Annotated in this window: 17 protein-coding genes; 13 read left to right on the top strand and 4 right to left on the bottom strand. The window is 61.3% G+C overall.

Going from position 1 to position 16992, the window contains the following annotated elements:
• Positions 1 to 13: 13 nt before the first annotated feature.
• From QIW53_RS04520 to QIW53_RS04490, 7 genes are all read left to right on the top strand, one after another.
• Positions 14 to 1324: an MFS transporter gene (locus QIW53_RS04520; protein WP_371048727.1), complete on the top strand. Its 1311-nt coding sequence runs from the start codon at positions 14 to 16 to the stop codon at positions 1322 to 1324.
• A gap of 25 nt (positions 1325 to 1349) precedes the next feature.
• Positions 1350 to 2510, top strand: coding sequence for an L-talarate/galactarate dehydratase (locus QIW53_RS04515; RefSeq protein ID WP_371048486.1), 1161 nt, complete (start codon positions 1350 to 1352; stop codon positions 2508 to 2510).
• A 96-nt stretch (positions 2511 to 2606) separates the two neighbouring features.
• The gene (locus QIW53_RS04510) at positions 2607 to 3560 is read left to right on the top strand and encodes a 2-hydroxyacid dehydrogenase (protein WP_371048485.1); all 954 of its coding nucleotides are present in this window, start codon (positions 2607 to 2609) and stop codon (positions 3558 to 3560) included.
• 121 nt (positions 3561 to 3681) lie between these two features.
• The gene (locus QIW53_RS04505; RefSeq protein ID WP_371048484.1) at positions 3682 to 5286 is read left to right on the top strand and encodes a response regulator; all 1605 of its coding nucleotides are present in this window, start codon (positions 3682 to 3684) and stop codon (positions 5284 to 5286) included.
• Positions 5283 to 5975 (top strand): sensor histidine kinase, encoded by a 693-nt coding sequence (locus tag QIW53_RS04500; protein WP_371048483.1) that lies wholly within the window; start codon positions 5283 to 5285, stop codon positions 5973 to 5975. The genes QIW53_RS04505 and QIW53_RS04500 overlap by 4 nt, the downstream gene beginning before the upstream one ends.
• Before the next feature lie 193 nt (positions 5976 to 6168).
• Positions 6169 to 7410, top strand: a complete 1242-nt coding sequence (locus QIW53_RS04495) for a glutamine synthetase family protein (RefSeq protein ID WP_371048726.1) — start codon at positions 6169 to 6171, stop codon at positions 7408 to 7410.
• Positions 7411 to 7479: 69 nt separating this feature from the next.
• Positions 7480 to 8910 carry an MFS transporter gene (locus tag QIW53_RS04490; protein WP_371048482.1) on the top strand — a complete coding sequence of 477 codons (1431 nt, stop codon included), beginning with the start codon at positions 7480 to 7482 and terminating at the stop codon, positions 8908 to 8910.
• Positions 8911 to 8987: 77 nt separating this feature from the next.
• On the opposite strand, the gene QIW53_RS04485 is transcribed toward QIW53_RS04490, so the two are convergent.
• The 4 genes from QIW53_RS04485 to flgA form a co-directional block, all read right to left on the bottom strand.
• Positions 8988 to 9734: a flagellar brake protein gene (locus tag QIW53_RS04485; RefSeq protein WP_371048481.1), complete on the bottom strand. Its 747-nt coding sequence runs from the start codon at positions 9732 to 9734 to the stop codon at positions 8988 to 8990.
• Between the two features lie 92 nt (positions 9735 to 9826).
• Positions 9827 to 10294, bottom strand: coding sequence for a flagella synthesis protein FlgN (locus tag QIW53_RS04480; RefSeq protein ID WP_371048480.1), 468 nt, complete (start codon positions 10292 to 10294; stop codon positions 9827 to 9829).
• 48 nt (positions 10295 to 10342) lie between these two features.
• Positions 10343 to 10666 (bottom strand): flagellar biosynthesis anti-sigma factor FlgM, encoded by a 324-nt coding sequence (flgM, locus tag QIW53_RS04475; protein ID WP_371048479.1) that lies wholly within the window; start codon positions 10664 to 10666, stop codon positions 10343 to 10345.
• Positions 10667 to 10824: 158 nt separating this feature from the next.
• Positions 10825 to 11586: a flagellar basal body P-ring formation chaperone FlgA gene (gene flgA / locus QIW53_RS04470; protein WP_371048478.1), complete on the bottom strand. Its 762-nt coding sequence runs from the start codon at positions 11584 to 11586 to the stop codon at positions 10825 to 10827.
• An 81-nt stretch (positions 11587 to 11667) separates the two neighbouring features.
• On the opposite strand from flgA, the gene QIW53_RS04465 reads away from it, so the two are divergent.
• The 6 genes from QIW53_RS04465 (at position 11668) to flgE (ending at position 16783) form a co-directional block, all read left to right on the top strand.
• The gene (locus tag QIW53_RS04465) at positions 11668 to 12600 is read left to right on the top strand and encodes a chemotaxis protein CheV (protein ID WP_371048477.1); all 933 of its coding nucleotides are present in this window, start codon (positions 11668 to 11670) and stop codon (positions 12598 to 12600) included.
• 46 nt (positions 12601 to 12646) lie between these two features.
• The gene (gene cheR, locus QIW53_RS04460) at positions 12647 to 13474 is read left to right on the top strand and encodes a protein-glutamate O-methyltransferase CheR (protein ID WP_371048476.1); all 828 of its coding nucleotides are present in this window, start codon (positions 12647 to 12649) and stop codon (positions 13472 to 13474) included.
• Between the two features lie 361 nt (positions 13475 to 13835).
• Complete coding sequence (flgB, locus tag QIW53_RS04455) at positions 13836 to 14243, top strand: flagellar basal body rod protein FlgB (RefSeq protein ID WP_371048475.1); 408 nt, start codon at positions 13836 to 13838, stop codon at positions 14241 to 14243.
• Between the two features lie 3 nt (positions 14244 to 14246).
• Positions 14247 to 14690, top strand: a complete 444-nt coding sequence (flgC, locus tag QIW53_RS04450; RefSeq protein ID WP_046046514.1) for a flagellar basal body rod protein FlgC — start codon at positions 14247 to 14249, stop codon at positions 14688 to 14690.
• Between the two features lie 15 nt (positions 14691 to 14705).
• Entirely contained in the window at positions 14706 to 15440 is a 735-nt protein-coding gene (gene flgD / locus QIW53_RS04445) for a flagellar hook assembly protein FlgD (protein ID WP_371048474.1), read from the top strand.
• Between the two features lie 32 nt (positions 15441 to 15472).
• Positions 15473 to 16783 carry a flagellar hook protein FlgE gene (flgE, locus tag QIW53_RS04440; protein WP_371048473.1) on the top strand — a complete coding sequence of 437 codons (1311 nt, stop codon included), beginning with the start codon at positions 15473 to 15475 and terminating at the stop codon, positions 16781 to 16783.
• The last annotated feature ends 209 nt before the right edge of the window (positions 16784 to 16992 follow it).

The following is a 16992-nucleotide window of genomic DNA, read 5'->3' as shown; positions in this document are numbered from 1 at the left end:
TCTCATCCTTGTGATGATTTTCATCGTCACGGTGTTCAACTACGTTGACCGGGCAACGCTGTCGATTGCCGCCCCCAGCATGCGCACCGATCTTGGCTTCGATGCCATGACCATGGGCATTGCCTTCTCGGCATTCGGCTGGGCGTACACCTCGATGCAGCTCCCGGGCGGCATCATTCTCGACCGCTTCGGCTCCCGGCTTGTGTTGGGCATGAGCCTGATCATCTGGTCGGTCTTCACCTTCCTCCAGGGCTACGTCGCCCTGTTCAGCTCGGCCTTCCTCGCGCTTTTTGTCCTGCGCTTCATGATGGGGATTGCCGAAGCGCCAGCGTTCCCGGCCAACAACCGCCTGACGGTGATGTGGTTCCCGCGACACGAGCGTGGCCTGGCCACGGCTGTGTTTCAGTCGGCGCAGTATTTTGCCCTGGCCGCGTTCACGCCCCTGATGGTCTGGCTGGTCAGCACCTGGGGTTGGCAGCATGTGTTCTGGGTGACCGGCGGCGCGGGCATCCTGATTGGTCTGCTGTGGTTCCGCATGGTCCACGAGCCGCGCAAGGACAAGCGCGTCAACCAGGCGGAAATCGACTACATCGAAGCCGGCGGCGGCCTGCCCACCCTCGGTGACGTGAAGACCCCCTTCAGTTGGAAAAGAATGAAGGCCATCGGCGGCAACCGGATGATGGCGGGGATCTACCTGGGCCAGTTCTGCCTGACGTCCATCACCTGGTTTTTCCTGACCTGGTTCCCCACCTACCTGATCGAAGCCAAGGGCATGACCATGCTCAAGGTCGGTCTGGTAGCGGCCATTCCACCCATCGCCGGATGCCTGGGCGGCATGATCGGCGGGGGCTGGTCGGACTGGATGCTGCGCAAGGGGTTCAGCCTCACTGCCGCGCGCAAAACGCCGATCATCTGCGGATTGTTGCTCTCCAGCAGCATCGTGATCGCCAACTACACCCAGTCCATTGCCCTGGTCATTCTGGTGATGTCGATTGCCTTTTTTGCCAAGGGCGTCGGCAACCTGGGCTGGTGCATCGTCGGCGATGTTTCCCCGGCCCGGGCCATGGGCGTGAGCGGGGCGATGTTCAACTTCTGCGGCAACCTGGCCAGCATCGTCACCCCGATCGCCATCGGCGTGATGATCAACCAGCTGGGCTCCTTCGACGTCGCGCTGATGTACGTGGCGGGGATGGGGTTGCTGGGCGCGTTCGCCTACCTGTTCATCGTCGGCCCACTCAAGCGCCTGGAGCTCGATGACTTTGAAGACCCGGCGGCGCAGGCCGTCGAAAACGCCCCGTTGAATTCCGAACCGTCCCGTTCCTGAGCCTTTTCAATCCAAGGAGAACCCCATGCTCGCACAACAACCTTCCATCAAGTCCTCCGATGACGACCGTATCGCCTGGGTGCGCGTGTCGTCGGTCATCCTGCCGCTGGCCAACCCGATCAGTGATGCCAAGGTTCTGACCGGTCGGCAGAAGCCGATGACCGAGATCGCCATCCTGTTCGCGGAAATCGAAACCATCGACGGCCATCGCGGCCTGGGCTTCAGCTACTCGAAACGTGCAGGCGGTCCAGGGCAATTCGCCCACGCCCAGGAAATTGCCCCCGCTTTGATCGGTGAAAACCCCAGCGACATCGCCAAGCTCTGGACCAAGCTGTGCTGGGCCGGCGCCTCGGTCGGGCGCAGCGGCATGTCGACCCAGGCCATTGGCGCGTTCGATGTGGCGCTGTGGGACTTGAAGGCCAAGCGCGCCAACCTGTCGCTGGCGCGCCTGCTGGGTGCCCAGCGTGATTCGGTGCGCTGCTACAACACCTCCGGTGGTTTCCTCCACACCCCGCTGGATCAACTGTTGAAGAACACCGACCTGTCCCGGGAAAAGGGCATTGGCGGGATCAAGTTGAAAGTGGGGCAGCCGGATTGCGCCATCGACATCCAGCGCGTCAGCACCGTGCGCAAACACCTGGGCGACCAGTTCCCGCTGATGGTCGATGCCAACCAGCAATGGGATCGACCGACGGCCCAGCGCATGTGCCGTCAATTCGAAGAGTACAACCTGATCTGGATCGAAGAACCGCTGGACTGCTACGACGCCGAAGGCCACGCCGCGTTGGCGCAGCAATTCGATACGCCGATCGCCACCGGTGAAATGCTCACCAGCGTCGCCGAGCATGCCGAGTTCATCAAGTTGCGCGGCGCCGATTTCCTGATGCCCGATGCGCCACGGGTGGGCGGCATCACGCCGTACCTTAAGGTCGCGGCCATGGCCGAACAGGCCGGGCTGATGCTGGCGCCGCATTTCGCCATGGAGTTGCACGTGCACCTGGCGGCGGCCTACCCGACCGAGCCGTGGGTCGAGCACTTCGAATGGCTCGAGCCGCTGTTCAACGAACGCCTGGAAACCCGCGACGGCCGCATGCTGGTGCCGACCCGGCCGGGCCTGGGGCTGACCCTCAGCGAGCAGGTCAAACCCTGGACGGCGCAGGCCGCCGAGGTCGGCACGCGTCCCTGAAGCACCTTGGGTCGTCCGGTGTCCAGGGGCTCCGGGCGGCCGTTTTATGGCGCGTGCCGTCGCGCACGCTCCGTCACTTTCCAAGGAAGCGCAACGATGACTCAAAGCCAAGGTGATGTTCTGGTGTGGGGGCCGATGCACCCCACGCTGATGCAGTCTCTGGAAGACCACTACCGCGTGCACAAGCGTTGGGAAATGGCTGATTTTGCACAATGGGCCAGTGCCCATGGCCACGCCGTCCGCGCCGTGGTCACCAGCGGCGTCTATGGGGCGGACAATCAGGCGCTGGATCAGTTGCCCAATCTGCAGGTGATCACCAGCTTCGGGGTTGGCTACGACAAGGTCGACTGCGCTTACCTCGCCGGGCGTGGTATCCAGCTCAGCAACACGCCGCAGGTGCTCAACAATGCCGTGGCGGAGACCGCGCTGGCCTTGATGCTCTGCGTGTCGCGGCGGATCAGCGAAGCCGAGCGCTTCGTGCGCGCCGGTCACTGGCAGCAGGGCAAGTTTCCCCTGGGCAACGGCCTGCATGGCAAGACCTGCGGCATCGTTGGCCTGGGACAGATCGGCAAAACCATCGCGCGGATGGTGTCGGCGTTCGAGATGAAGGTGGCCTACTACCGGCCCAGCGGGCCTTACGCGGACGTTGCCTACGAGCATTACGCCGACCTCGAGGCGCTGGCCACGGCGGCGGATTACCTGGTGGTCATCGTGCCCGGCGGCGCCGAGACCCGCCACATGATCAACCGTCAGGTCCTGCGCGCGCTCGGTCCAACCTCCTTCCTGATCAATGTGGCCCGGGGCAGCGTGGTCGATGAGCCGGCGCTGGTCACGGCGCTGCTCGAAGGGGAAATCGGCGGCGCCGCCCTGGATGTGTTCGACGACGAACCGAACGTTCCGGCCGCGCTGCTGGCGATGGACAACGTGGTGCTGTTGCCGCATATCGGCAGCGGCACCCACGAGACGCGCCAGGCCATGGCCGATCTGGTTTACCAGAACCTGAGCAACTACTTTGACAACGCAGCGCTGGTGACGCCGGTCACGCTGTAGAGCGCCTGGTGATTTCGACGGCACAAGAGATTTGCATGCCCTTTCCTTCAAGTGAACGGCCTTGCTGGCCGATAACCCGGACAGCCATGATCTTCTACTTCAAATTGCCTGGAAATCTTCGATGCTGTCGTATCACCAAAAGCGTTTTCTGATCGTCGATGATTTCTCCGATTTCCGTAGCTCGGTGCGTTCCATGCTGCGCGAACTGGGCGTCAAGGACGTCGATACGGCCGACACCGGCGAACAGGCGCTGAAGATGTGTTCGCAGAAGGCCTACGATTTCATCCTTCAGGATTTCCACCTCGGCGACGGCAGGAAAAACGGCCAGCAGGTGCTCGAAGACCTGATGTCCGAGAAGCTCATCAGCCATGAAGCCGTGTTCGTCATGGTCACCGCCGAGACCAGCCAGGCCATGGTGCTCAGTGCCCTGGAGCACGAGCCCGACGCTTACCTGACCAAGCCGTTCAACCGTTCGGGCCTGGCCCAGCGCCTGGAGCGGCTGGTGCAGCGCAAGAATCTGCTCAAACCCATCCTGCAGGCCCTCGACCGTGGCAAACCGGCCGAAGTGCTCAATGCCTGCATCGCCCTGTGCAAACAGGACATTCGCTATTCGCCGCTGTGCCTGCGCTATCGCGCCGATGCCCTGCGTGACCTGAATCAGAACGAGGCGCTGGAGCGTCTGTACGACGGCATCATTGCCGACCGGCCGTTGCCCTGGGCCTTTGCCGGTTTGGGGCAGTTGCTGTTCAAGCGCGGCCAGGTCGCGCAGGCCAAAGGTGTCTATGAAAAAGCCCTGAAAGTGTTCCCGATGATGCCGGCGCTCTACGACGGCATGGCCGATGTGCTGGTCGCCGAAGGTGACACCAAGGGCGCGCAGCAGGTGCTGGAGGAGGCGATTCGCTTGTCGCCATTGGCGGTTCGCCGGCAGGCGTTGCTGGGCAAGCTGGCGATGACCAACGAAGATTTCGACACCGCCTCCCGGGCCTATCGGCAGGCCGTGAGCCAGGGCGCGCAATCGCGTTACAAGGACGCCGAAAGCAACCTCGGCCTGGCCCATGCCTTGATCAGCAAAGGCAGTGACCGGGGCCTGGACACCCGCACCCGCCTGGAGATCAACACCACCCTGAGCGCCGTGGCCAAGGAAAACCCTGGTGACCCGGGCCTGCAGATCCGCGCACGGCTGATGAAAGCCACCAGCCTGTTGCTCAACGATGCCGAAACCGCGGACAAACTGACCGAACAAGCCATGCTGCGCCTCGATGGCATGGAACAGTTCATGAGCGCCGAAGCCGCGCTGCTGGTGGCCAAGCAACTGCAGATGCTCGGTCAGGCCGATGCGGGGGCGTCGATGCTGAAAAACTGCGCAGAGATCTACGGCGACGACCCGAACGTGATGAAGGGCATCGCCAAGCTGACCGATGACCCGAACATTCTCAACTCCAGCAACGCCGCGGCCGATCTCAATCGCCAGGGCGTGCGGGTGTACAAGACCGGCAACCTGGCCGAAGCGCGAACGGTATTCCGCAAGGCCCTGGCGATGCAGCCAAAGAACATCAGCATCGCGCTGAACATGGCGCAGTCACTGCTGCACGGCACGGACACCAGTGTGCCGTCGGCGGAACTGGAAGAGTGTCGGGCCTGCCTGAAAATGGTCGGCCTGATGCCTGACACCGATGCGCGCTTCCCGCGTTACCAGAAACTGAAACTCAAGGCGTTTGGCGAATGAGCAAGGACGACCCGGCACTGGATTTCTCCACGGTGATTGCCTCCACCGTGCACGACATGAAGAACTCCCTGACCCTGCTGATGCAGGCCCACAGCCAATGGCTGGCACGTTTGCCCAACCCGCAGGGGCAGACGCCGGAGCAGGGCGTGATCGAGTTCGAGTTCGCCCACCTCAACGGCATGCTGGTGCAACTGCTGGGGCTGTACAAGCTCGGCGTCAACCAGATGCCGCTGCAACCGGCCTATCACGAACTGGACGATTTCATCGAAGCGCAACTGGCCTGCCATCAGGACGTGTTCGCCAGTCGCGGCATCATGGCGACCTATGAAGTGGACCCGTTGAGCCCGTTGGGCTTTTTCGACCGGGAGCTGATCGCCTCGGTGCTGGGCAACTGCATCAATAACGCCGTTCGTTACGCTCGCCACGCGGTGTTGATCAGTGTCAGCGATGAAGCCGGGCAACTGGTGCTGACCATCAATGACGATGGTGACGGGTACCCGGCCGAGATGATCGAGCGCCAGGCGGACTACGTGCAGGGCATCAACCACAGCAGTGGCAGTACCGGGCTGGGCCTGTATTTCGCCGGACGGATTGCGGCCTTGCACCAGCGTAACGGCGTGGGCGGGCACACGCGTATCAGCAATGGCGGTCCGTTGGGCGGCGGTGTGTTCAGTCTCTATTTGCCATGATGTTTTTGTTTTTCGCTGCTTGATATTGCGAACAGGTGCAGCCTATTTTGTACGGTCGCCGTTCACGGCTTGCACTACAAGGGAAAGCGTCATGACGACCGAGGGCCAGGGTTCACTCGCACAGCGATTGATCGGCATTGACGAAATTGAATGCGTGACCCCGGACCTCAATGGCGTGCCGCGCGGCAAGGTCATGACCACCGACGGGTTTCTCGAAGGGCGGCGCCTGCAGATGGCGCGAGGCGTGCTGCTGCAATGCATCATGGGCGGTTATCCGCCGGCCCGTTTTTATGGCAGCGATGACGGCGACCTGGCGCTGGTGGCCGATCCTGCGCAGGTTCATCGCTTGCCCTGGAGCCAGCCGCCACGGGCATTGGCGATCTGCGACGCCGATGAGCTGACGGGCGAAAGCTCACGCCTGTCGACCCGAGGCCAGCTCAAGGCGGTGATCGCGCGTTACGCGGCGCGCGGCCTGGCGCCTGTGGTGGCCACCGAACTGGAATTCTTCGTCTTTGCGCCCAACCCCGACCCGACGCAACCCTTCCAGCCGCCGCTGGGTCTGGACGGTCGGCGCGAAGACGGCCAAAGCGCATTCAGCGTCAGTTCCAACAATGGCTTGCGCCCGTTCTTCACGGAAGTCTACGCGTGCATGGCGGCGCTCGGCTTGCCCCGCGACACCTTCATGCACGAGATGGGCGTCAGTCAGTTCGAGATCAACCTGCTGCATGGCGACGCGCTGCAGCTGGCCGACCAGACGTTCCTGTTCAAGCATCTGCTCAAGGAAGTCGCGCTCAAGCACGGCCTGACCGCGGTCTGCATGGCCAAGCCGTTGGCGCACACGCCGGGCAGTTCGATGCACATCCACCAGAGCATCGTCGAAGTGGGCAGCGCTCGGAACGTATTCAGCGACGAGGCGGGCGAGCCGACCGCGACCTTCCGTCATTTCATCGGCGGTCAGCAGGCGGCGATGGCGGACTTCACCGCGTTGTTTGCGCCGAACGTGAACTCCTACCAGCGTTTGTGCCACCCCTTTGCGTCTCCCAACAACGCCTGCTGGTCCCACGACAACCGTGCGGCCGGCTTGCGCATCCCGGCCAGCGCGCCGGTTGCGCGTCGGGTCGAGAACCGCTTGCCGGGTGCCGATGCCAACCCGTACCTGGCGATTGCCGCCAGCCTGGCAGCGGGGTTGCATGGCATCGAGAACCGGCTGGAGCCCAGCGCCGCGATCCAGGGTGAGTTCGAGGTGCCGGACAATCTTGTGTTGCCCTGTACCTTGCACGCCGCGCTTGAACGTCTGAACCGTAGCCCATTGGCCAAGGAACTGTTCGGCAAGGAGTTCATCGAAGGCTACGTGGCTTCGAAGACCCTGGAATTGACCAGCTTCTTTGATGAAATTACCCCCTGGGAGCGCCGTGTCCTGGCCGCCCAGGCCTGACGAACCTTCGTCTTCGGGCTATCTTTTCGCTAGCCTGTTTCTCACCGCAAGGAGCCGCTCGGAACGCCGATGCGCCAGATCTGGAAAGCCTTTCGAGCACTGTATTTCGCCTCGCTGATGATGTTGATCGGCTCCGGCCTGTTGAGTACCTACCTGGGCTTGCGCCTGGCGGCTGACAACGTCAATAGCCTGTGGGTGGGTGCGTTGATGGCGGCCAACTACTTCGGCCTGGTGCTGGGTGGCAAGATCGGTCACCGGCTGATCGCCCGGGTCGGGCACATCCGGGCGTATTCGGCCTGTGCCGGGATCGTCGGCGCGGCGGTGCTGGGTCATGGCCTGGTGGACTGGCTGCCGGCGTGGATCTTCCTGCGGGTCATCGTCGGCCTCGGCATGATGTGCCAGTACATGGTGATCGAGAGCTGGCTCAACGAGCAGGCCGACGCCTCCCAGCGGGGGACGGTATTCAGCGGCTACATGATCGCGTCCTATCTGGGCCTGGTGCTGGGCCAATTGATTCTGGTCATGCACCCGGCGCTCGGTCCGGAGCTGTTGATGCTGGTGGCCCTGTGCTTTGCCCTGTGCCTGGTGCCGGTGGCCCTGACCCGGCGCATTCACCCGGCGCCACTGCGCCCTGCGCCGATGGATCCGCGCTTCTTCATCAAGCGCGTGCCGCAGTCGTTGAGTACGGTGCTGGGGGCCGGGCTGATCATTGGTTCGTTCTACGGCCTGGCGCCGCTGTATGCCTCGCAGCAGGGACTGTCCACCGAGCAGGTCGGTCTGTTCATGGGTACCTGCATTTTTGCCGGCCTGCTGGTGCAGTGGCCGTTGGGCTGGCTCTCCGATCGTTATGACCGGGCGCTGTTGATCCGCTGTTTCGCCCTGGTGCTGGTCGTTGCCGGTTTGCCGCTGGCGATCATGCAGCAGGTGCCGCTGGAAGTGCTGTTCATCATGGGGTTCATCTGCTCGCTGGTGAAGTTCTGCCTGTACCCGCTGGCGGTCGCGTTTTCCAATGACCATGTCGAGGCCGACCGGCGGGTGTCGCTGACGGCCATGCTGCTGGTGACCTACGGTGTCGGCGCCAGTATCGGGCCGCTGGTGGCCGGTGTGCTGATGAAGATGTTCGGCAGCCACATGCTGTATGCCTTCTTCAGCTTCTTCGCGCTGGTGCTGGTGTGGCGGATCCGCCCGAAAGCGGTCACCAACCTGCATCAGGTGGACGACGCGCCGCTGCACCACGTGGCGATGCCGGACAGCATGTCGAGCTCGCCGCTGGTGGCGGCGCTTGATCCCCGGGTCGATGAACAATCGGTGCAGGAGCAGATGCAAAGCCCGGTCAATCCTGAGCCGGAGCCGGAGCCGGAGCCGGAGCCGGAGCCGGAGCTTGAACCTGAACCTGAGTCCGAATCTGAATCGAAGCCACGGACCGAAGCGCGATCCACACCACCTGCAGAGGGGCCGGATGCAGGGCACGGAAAAAACATTCCGGATGCCATTCCCTGAAGCCTGGGGTAAAAGACAGGCATAAAAAAAACGGGCAGTCACCGCAAGGGACTGCCCGTTTTCACAGGCGCCTGCTGTTACAGGTCGTCTTTGTCGAAGCGTCGCGCTTCACGTTGAAGCTGATAGACGAATCGCTCGACCTGGCGCTGCACCAGCCCGCTCATGTTGTGGAAGCGGATACCGGCGAAGGTGGTGGAGATTCTTTCTTCGAAATGCAGGTAGCGCAGTTCGACCGGTGCCGTCATTTTGCCGAAGGGCAGGGCGGCGGCGAAGCGGTCGTAGACCTGACCCAGTTGCAGGCTTTCGGTGATGTCGCCATCGAAGCGCAGCTTGCAGCCCGTCGCCGAGATGTCCAGCAGCTTGCCACGGATCGGCGTCTTGAGCTTTTCACCGTCCAGGTCGATGTCAACCAGTTGGGCCAGCTTCAATGCGGCGCGGAATGCATTGCGGCGCTGGTGGTAAACCACTTCGTCTGGCAGCGGGGCAATGTAGCAGCGCTCGTCACCGGACTCGTCGAGCGTCGGTTGGCCGTTGCTTTCCCAGGCGATGCGCACGCCTTCATGAAAACCTTCGACCCGGAAGGGTTCGCCGGCCAGCATGAAACGTTCGCCGTCGCGGGGGATCATTTCGTCGAGCTTGATGATGCCACGTTCGCGGTCAACGTCGACCAGATAGCTCTGGAAGCGCTGGGTGCGTTCGTGGAAAGTGATGATCAGCGGATCATGGCTGTCTTGCAATTGGCGCAGGTTGCCGGAGATCTCCAACGGTGTGGTAAGCACCTTGGGTGGCTGCGGGGCATCTTCCGCGTTTAAGGCATTGGACACGGTTAATCAATCTCCAGACAAAATATGACTACGGCTGGCCACTATACTGCCAGCATGTTGCGAGTCTTGATAGGGCGTGATCATTTGCAGGCTCAAGCCTGACTGAGCGGACGCGGCTTCGCAAGCTTCGCGGTGGATCCGCGTGCATCATAAAGTGCTGGCGGTTCGCCGCCGGTGAGGATTTTCAGCTGGTTGGCCGTGGCGGCCTGCTGAACCAGGATCGACTGGCCATTGTTGGCGTTCGCCGCCTGGCATTGGGCCAGAAGGTCAGTCAGGGCGTCGCTCTGCTCCAGCAGTTGCGCGCCAACGCTCGATTGGCTGGCCAGTTGCTCCAGGCCGCTGCGATTGACCGGCAGGTTCAGGCTGGCGAGGATTTCACTGCGCTTGCGGCCATGCTGTTCGAGCAGAATGATCATTGCCTGCTTCTGCGCCAGAATGTCTTCGAGCAGAGGCATGTCGCGACCGTGCAAGGCGATGGACTCGGTTTGCAGCAACTCCAGCAGGTATTGAGCTGGAGCAAAGTCGTCGTTGATCAGTTGCAATAAATTAGTGTCGTGCATGGCTGGCCTTGGGTTTTAAGCGTCCAAAAGCCTGGCGCAGGCCGAGGCCTAGCGCTGGGCTTCGAAGTTGAGCAGTTTGCTGGCTACACGGTTGCTGTCGACTTTATAGCTGCCATCGGCAATCGCTGCTTTCAACTCGGCCACGCGGGCCTTGTCGACGGCAGGCTGATCGCGCAGCTTGTCAGTGACCTGTTGCAACTGCTGAGCCTCATTGCTGAGGTGTACCGATTCCCCGCTCTTGACGGAGGCCTGTTCGGCCGGGGTTTTCAGCGCTGCGGACTGGCCGGCTTCGGCGGTGTCCTTGGCGGCGCTGGTACGTGTACTGCCCGTCAATGGCGAAGAGCTGTTCAAACGGCTGAAATCGATGACCATGGTAAAAACCTCTGAGTATTTGGACGCTTGCCATGTTTTCGGCCATCCCTGTGAAAACTTTAGACTCATTTTATCAATGAGCCCGCGAGCGCCAGCACGTCTGCTGCATGCGCCACAGTTTAGGGAACAGCCCCGGGCAATGCCACCTCTTCACGTTCCTACATGGCCACTTCCACCTGCCCCGGCGCGGTCACTTGCGCCTTGATGACCCGTCGGGAGTTGAGATTTTTCACGCGAATCTGTTCGCTCATGCCGCCGTTGGACAGCGCTTCGCCGGGCATCCGCACGCTCAGCGTGCCGCTGCGGGCGGTAATCACTACCTGATCACCTTTGCGAATGACTTCGGTCTGTTCGAGATTGACCAGCGTCACCACCTGATCCGCGACCATTGGTCGGGTAAGTCGCTGGCCAATCGCCTGGTCTGCGCTCGTCAGGTAGCCCTGGGTGATCAGGCTGATGTCACGTTCGCGCAGGATCACGTCTGCGGGCTCGACGATGTCGGCCCTGCGCAGGGGCCGGGTGGTGGTCACGACATCGCGAAACAGGCGGACTTGAGCGGGTACGAACACCGTCCACGGGGAACTGCCTTCACAGCGAACCTTGACCGTCACCCGTCCCAGCGGCTTGGCCGGGCTTTCAAGTGTGGCTGTCAATTCCTTGTCGCACATGGGCATGCGCAGGCGCGGATCGAGCTTGTTGACCTGGATTTCGTAACGACCTTCCGTTTGACTGGTGGCCAGGTAGTCTTCTACGGTGAATTCAAGAAAGCCCTGGGTGACGCCGATAAGCATGTCAGGCAAGGTAACTTCGTCAGCAAGGGCAGGGCTGCCAGCGTTGAACAGGCAGACGGCCGACATCGCACAGAGCAATCTGCGGAGGGTGGATGTCAGGCGTCGGAAAAATGTCGGTTCTGTGTTCATAAGAGTTAAAAAGCAAGCGCCGTGCCGTTTAATCATGAATGTGCGTCGCAACACACTTAGCGTTGGTGTAGGAGTCTGGGCATGGCTGGTGTAATGGATTCGGTAAACCAGCGCACGCAACTGGTAGGGCAGAATCGCCTGGAGCTGTTGTTGTTCCGTCTCGACGGCCAGCAGCTCTACGGGATCAATGTGTTCAAGGTACGCGAGGTGCTGCAATGCCCTTCGCTGACCGTGATGCCCAAGTCCAGTCCTGTCGTGTGCGGTGTGGCAAGTATCCGGGGGGCAACCATTCCGATCCTCGATCTGGCGATGGCGACCGGGGCGGGGGCGTTGAAAGATCAGAGCAATCCCTTCGTGATCATCACGGAGTACAACACCAAGACCCAGGGCTTTCTGGTGCGCTCGGTGGAGCGCATCGTCAACATGAACTGGGAAGAGATCCATCCGCCGCCCAAGGGCACCGGGCGCGATCATTACCTGACCGCTGTGACTCGGGTCGACAATCAGTTAGTCGAAATCATCGACGTCGAGAAGGTGCTGGCGGAAGTGGCGCCGACGCCGGAAGCGATTTCCGTGGGTGTGGTCGATGTCGAAACCCAGCACAAGGCATTGTCCTTGCGGGTGCTGACCGTCGATGACTCGTCGGTGGCGCGCAAGCAGGTGACACGCTGCCTGCAGACGGTCGGTGTCGAAGTGGTGGCGTTGAACGACGGACGGCAGGCGCTGGACTACCTGCGCAAGCTGGTCGATGAGGGCAAGAAGCCGGAAGAGGAGTTCCTGATGATGATTTCCGACATCGAGATGCCGGAAATGGACGGGTACACCCTGACGGCCGAGATCCGCAACGACCCACGCATGCAAAAGCTCCATATCATCCTGCATACTTCATTGTCGGGTGTGTTCAATCAGGCGATGGTCAAGAAGGTCGGTGCCGATGACTTCCTGGCCAAATTCCGTCCTGACGACCTGGCATCCCGGGTGGTTGACCGGATCAAAGCAGCAGATATCAGCTAGGGGCCTGTTGCCCCTGGCGGTTCACACGATTTAAGAGGCGGCATCATTGTCTACGGGTAATTTGGATTTCGAACAGTTCCGGGTCTTCCTGGAAAAAGCCTGTGGCATCTTGCTGGGTGAAAACAAGCAGTACCTTGTCTCGAGCCGTCTCAACAAACTGATGGAGCAGCAGGGCATCAAGTCGCTGGGTGAGCTGGTTCAGCGCATCCAGAGCCAGCCGCGCAGCGGTTTGCGCGAAATGGTGGTCGATGCCATGACGACCAACGAAACCCTGTGGTTTCGTGACACCTATCCGTTTGAAGTGCTGAAGAACAAGGTGCTGCCGGAGGCGATCAAGGCGGCTCCCGGCCAGCGCCTGCGCATCTGGTCGGCGGCCTGTTCGTCGGGGCAGGAACCGTATTCGCTGTCGATGGCCATCGATGAGTTCGAGCGGGTCAACATGGGGCAGTTGAAGATGGGGGTGCAGATCGTTGCCACCGACCTGTCGGGTTCCATGCTGATCAACTGCAAGACCGGTGAGTACGACAGCCTGGCGATCGGCCGCGGTTTGTCGCCGGAACGCCTGCAACGCTACTTCGACCCGAAAGGGCCGGGCCGCTGGGCGGTCAAGGCGCCGATCAAGAGTCGGGTGGAGTTCCGCGCCTTCAACCTGCTGGACAGCTACGCGAGCCTTGGCAAGTTCGACATCGTGTTCTGCCGCAATGTGCTGATCTACTTCTCCGCCGAGGTGAAGAAAGACATCCTGTTGCGCATCCACAGCACGCTCAAGCCAGGCGGTTACCTGTTCCTCGGCGCTTCCGAAGCGCTCAATGGTCTGCCGGATCATTATCAGATGGTCCAGTGCAGCCCGGGGATCATCTACCAGGCGAAGTGACGGGTTGGTCGTCGCGCAAAAAATAACGGGAGTCCTCGGGGGCTCCCGTTTTTTTATGCGTGGTTTTTCTCCTGCCAGGCACTCCCCCCCCTGTGGGAGCGGGCTTGCTCGCGAAAGCGGTGAGTCAGGTAAAGCAATCTTGGCTGACCCACCGCCATCGCGAGCAAGCCCGCTCCCACAAGGAAGGTGTCTGTCAGAAAGCGGCAGAAAAGCGGCAGACGGCGGAAACCCGTTGCCGCTTTTCTGGCATGCCGCCAGGCGCATTCCACGCAAAGCCCCGCAAACAGGGCGCTTGGCGAGTTGGCACGCCGCTTGCTATCTCCATCGTACGAAAAATCAGGTCACCCGAAGGTTTCCCGACATGAGCATCAGCTTCGATAAAGCGCTCGGTATTCACGAACAAGCCCTGGGCTTCCGCGCCCAGCGTGCCGAAGTCCTGGCCAACAACATCGCCAACGCCGACACCCCGAACTACAAGGCCCGGGACCTGGACTTCTCGAAAGTGCTCGCCGAGCAGAGCGAGAAAACCAAGAACGGCAATTTCGCCTTGAACAGGACCAACAGCCGTCATATCGAGGCAGAAGGCCTGGGCAATGGCGACGAGTCGCTGATGTACCGCACGCCGATGCAGCCGTCGATCGACCAGAACACCGTCGACGCTCAGCTGGAGCAGTCGAACTACGCGGAAAACTCGGTCAACTTCCAGGCCAGTTTCACTCTGCTCAACAGCAAATTCAAAGGGCTGGTCTCAGCCCTGCGTGGAGAATAAATCATGTCGCTAGCCAGCGTTTTCAACATTGCCGGTAGCGGCATGAGCGCCCAGACCACCCGGTTGAACACCGTGGCCTCGAACATCGCCAACGCCGAAACCGTCTCGTCGAGCATCGACCAGACCTACCGCGCGCGTCATCCGGTGTTCGCCACCATGTTCCAGGGCGGCCAGAGTGGCGGCAGCGATTCGCTGTTCCAGAACCAGGACGCCGCAGGTCAGGGCGTGCAGGTGCTGGGCGTGGTCGAGGACCAGAGCAACCTGGAAGCCCGCTACGAACCGAATCATCCAGCGGCCGACGCCAAGGGTTATGTCTACTACCCGAACGTCAACGTCGTGGAAGAAATGGCCGACATGATTTCCGCCAGCCGTTCGTTCCAGACCAACGCGGAAATGATGAACACTGCCAAAACCATGATGCAGAAGGTCCTGACCCTCGGTCAGTGATAAGGGGCGACGCAGATGAGTGTTACTGATACCACCAGCGGCCTCGGCATGAACGACATCCTGGCCAACTCTTCGATCAAGACCAACACCAGCGCCGACGGTCTGGCAGCCGCTACCAACAGTGCTGCGGGCAAGAAGGCCCTGGGCAAGGACGCGTTCCTGCAGTTGCTGGTGACCCAGCTGAAAAACCAGAACCCGCTGGAGCCCCAGGACAACGGCGAGTTCGTTGCCCAGTTGGCGCAGTTCAGCAGCCTGGAGGGCATCACCACGCTCAACGACACTGTCGGTGGCCTGGCGACCAACCTGGCCGGCAGCCTGAGCTCGTCCCAGGCATTGCAGGCGTCTTCGCTGGTGGGCCGTTCGGTTATCGCGCCGGGCGACAAGGCGGTGGTCGACACCTCCAAGAGCTTCACCGGCACCGTTGCCGTGCCGGCAGCGGTCGATCCGGTCAAGGTCAAGATCACCGATGCCGATGGCAAGGTGATCCGCACCATCGACCTTGGCAGCCAGAAAGCCGGTAACGCCAGCTTCATCTGGGATGGCAAGAACGAGGCGGGCGAAGTCGCTGCGGCGGGTACGTACACCTTCGCCGCCACCGCGACCTACGACAGCAAGGCGACCTCACTGGTCACCTACCTGCCGGCCACCGTCACCAGCGTGACCATCAGCCAGACCGGCGGTGAGTTGATGCTCAACCTGGCCGGCCTGGGCAGCGTTGCCCTGTCCAAAGTACAAACCATTGGTATGTAAGAGCCGACTAACCCGGCACAAAGGAGTGGAACATGTCTTTTAACATCGGCCTTAGCGGTCTCTATGCAGCCAACAAACAACTGGACGTGACCGGCAACAACATCGCCAACGTCGCGACCGTCGGTTTCAAATCGTCCCGTGCAGAATTCGAAGACGTGTACTCGGCGACCCGCCTGGGCACCGGCAGCAAGACCATCGGCAACGGTGTGCGCCTGGCCAACGTTTCCCAGCAGTTCACCCAGGGTGATATCAACAACACCGGCAACGTGCTGGACATGGGGATCAACGGTTCGGGCTTCTTCGTGCTGAACGAAAACGGCTCGCTGTCCTACACCCGTGCCGGTACGTTCAAGGTCGACAAGGACGGTTACGTCACCAACTCCGACGGCACCGCGCGCCTGCAAGGCTACGGCGTGGATGCCAATGGCAAGATCCAGAACGGCGTGTTGACCGACCTGCGCATCGACACCTCGAACCTGGCACCCAAAAACACCAGCTCCATTTCGTCGACGATCAACCTGAACTCCACAGCCGTGGAAATCAACGAGACGACCAACCCGTTCGACCCGAGCAAATCCGAATCCTTCACCAAGCAATTCGGCACCAAGGTCTACGACGCCCAGGGTAACGAGCACACCATGGATCAATACATGGTGAAGACGGCCCCGAACACCTGGAAGGTCTACACCCTGATCGATGGTCGCAACCCCAACGGCAGCGATCCTACCGATCCGCTGACGCCTCCGGTGGCTTCGACCATGGCGTTCGACCAGACCGGCAAGCTGACTTCGGTCACCACGCCGGCCGTCCCGACGCCGATCGTCAGCCCTGACCTGAACATCACCGGCTGGGTGCCTGGCACCGTGACCAACGGCGTGTGGAAGGCCAACGGCGCTTCCGCCGGACCGATTTCGGTGTCCATGTCCAACACCACGCAGTTCAACGCCGATACCGCACGTTCGATCCCTGTCCAGGACGGTTACGCCACGGGCCAGATCACCAGTCTGACCATCGACGGCAGCGGCGTCATGCTGGCCAACTTCAGCAACAGCAAGAGCAAGCCGATCGGTCAGATCGCGCTGGCCAGCTTCACCAACGAACAAGGCCTGCAGCCCGTAGGCGGTACCAGCTGGAAAGAGACTTACGCCTCGGGTATCCCGGGCTACGATGCACCGGAAACCGGCACCCTGGGCTCGATCAACTCCAACTCGCTGGAAGAGTCCAACGTCAACCTGACCAGCGAACTGGTTGACCTGATCAAGGCGCAGAGCAACTACCAGGCGAACGCCAAGACCATCTCGACCCAGAGCACCATCATGCAGACCATCATTCAGATGACCTGATGCTGGACACTGCTGGATAAGGAACCCCTCGAAAGAGGGGTTTTTTTATGTCCGGGGTTTTGACTTGAACCTGCTCCGGGTGGCGTTCCGACGATGGCGGTGTGTCAGACGCCTGTGATGCAGGATGTGCCGGCCTCATCGCTGGCAAGCCTGCTCACAGGGGAAGCAAAACACGAGGCAAAACAAAACCCCCGACAATCCAGGGGACT

Source organism: Pseudomonas fluorescens, assembly GCF_041354075.1.
Taxonomy (GTDB): domain Bacteria; phylum Pseudomonadota; class Gammaproteobacteria; order Pseudomonadales; family Pseudomonadaceae; genus Aquipseudomonas; species Aquipseudomonas fluorescens_CE.
Note: the sequence above shows the minus strand (reverse complement) of the source record. Positions and strands in the feature narration are given on the sequence as shown.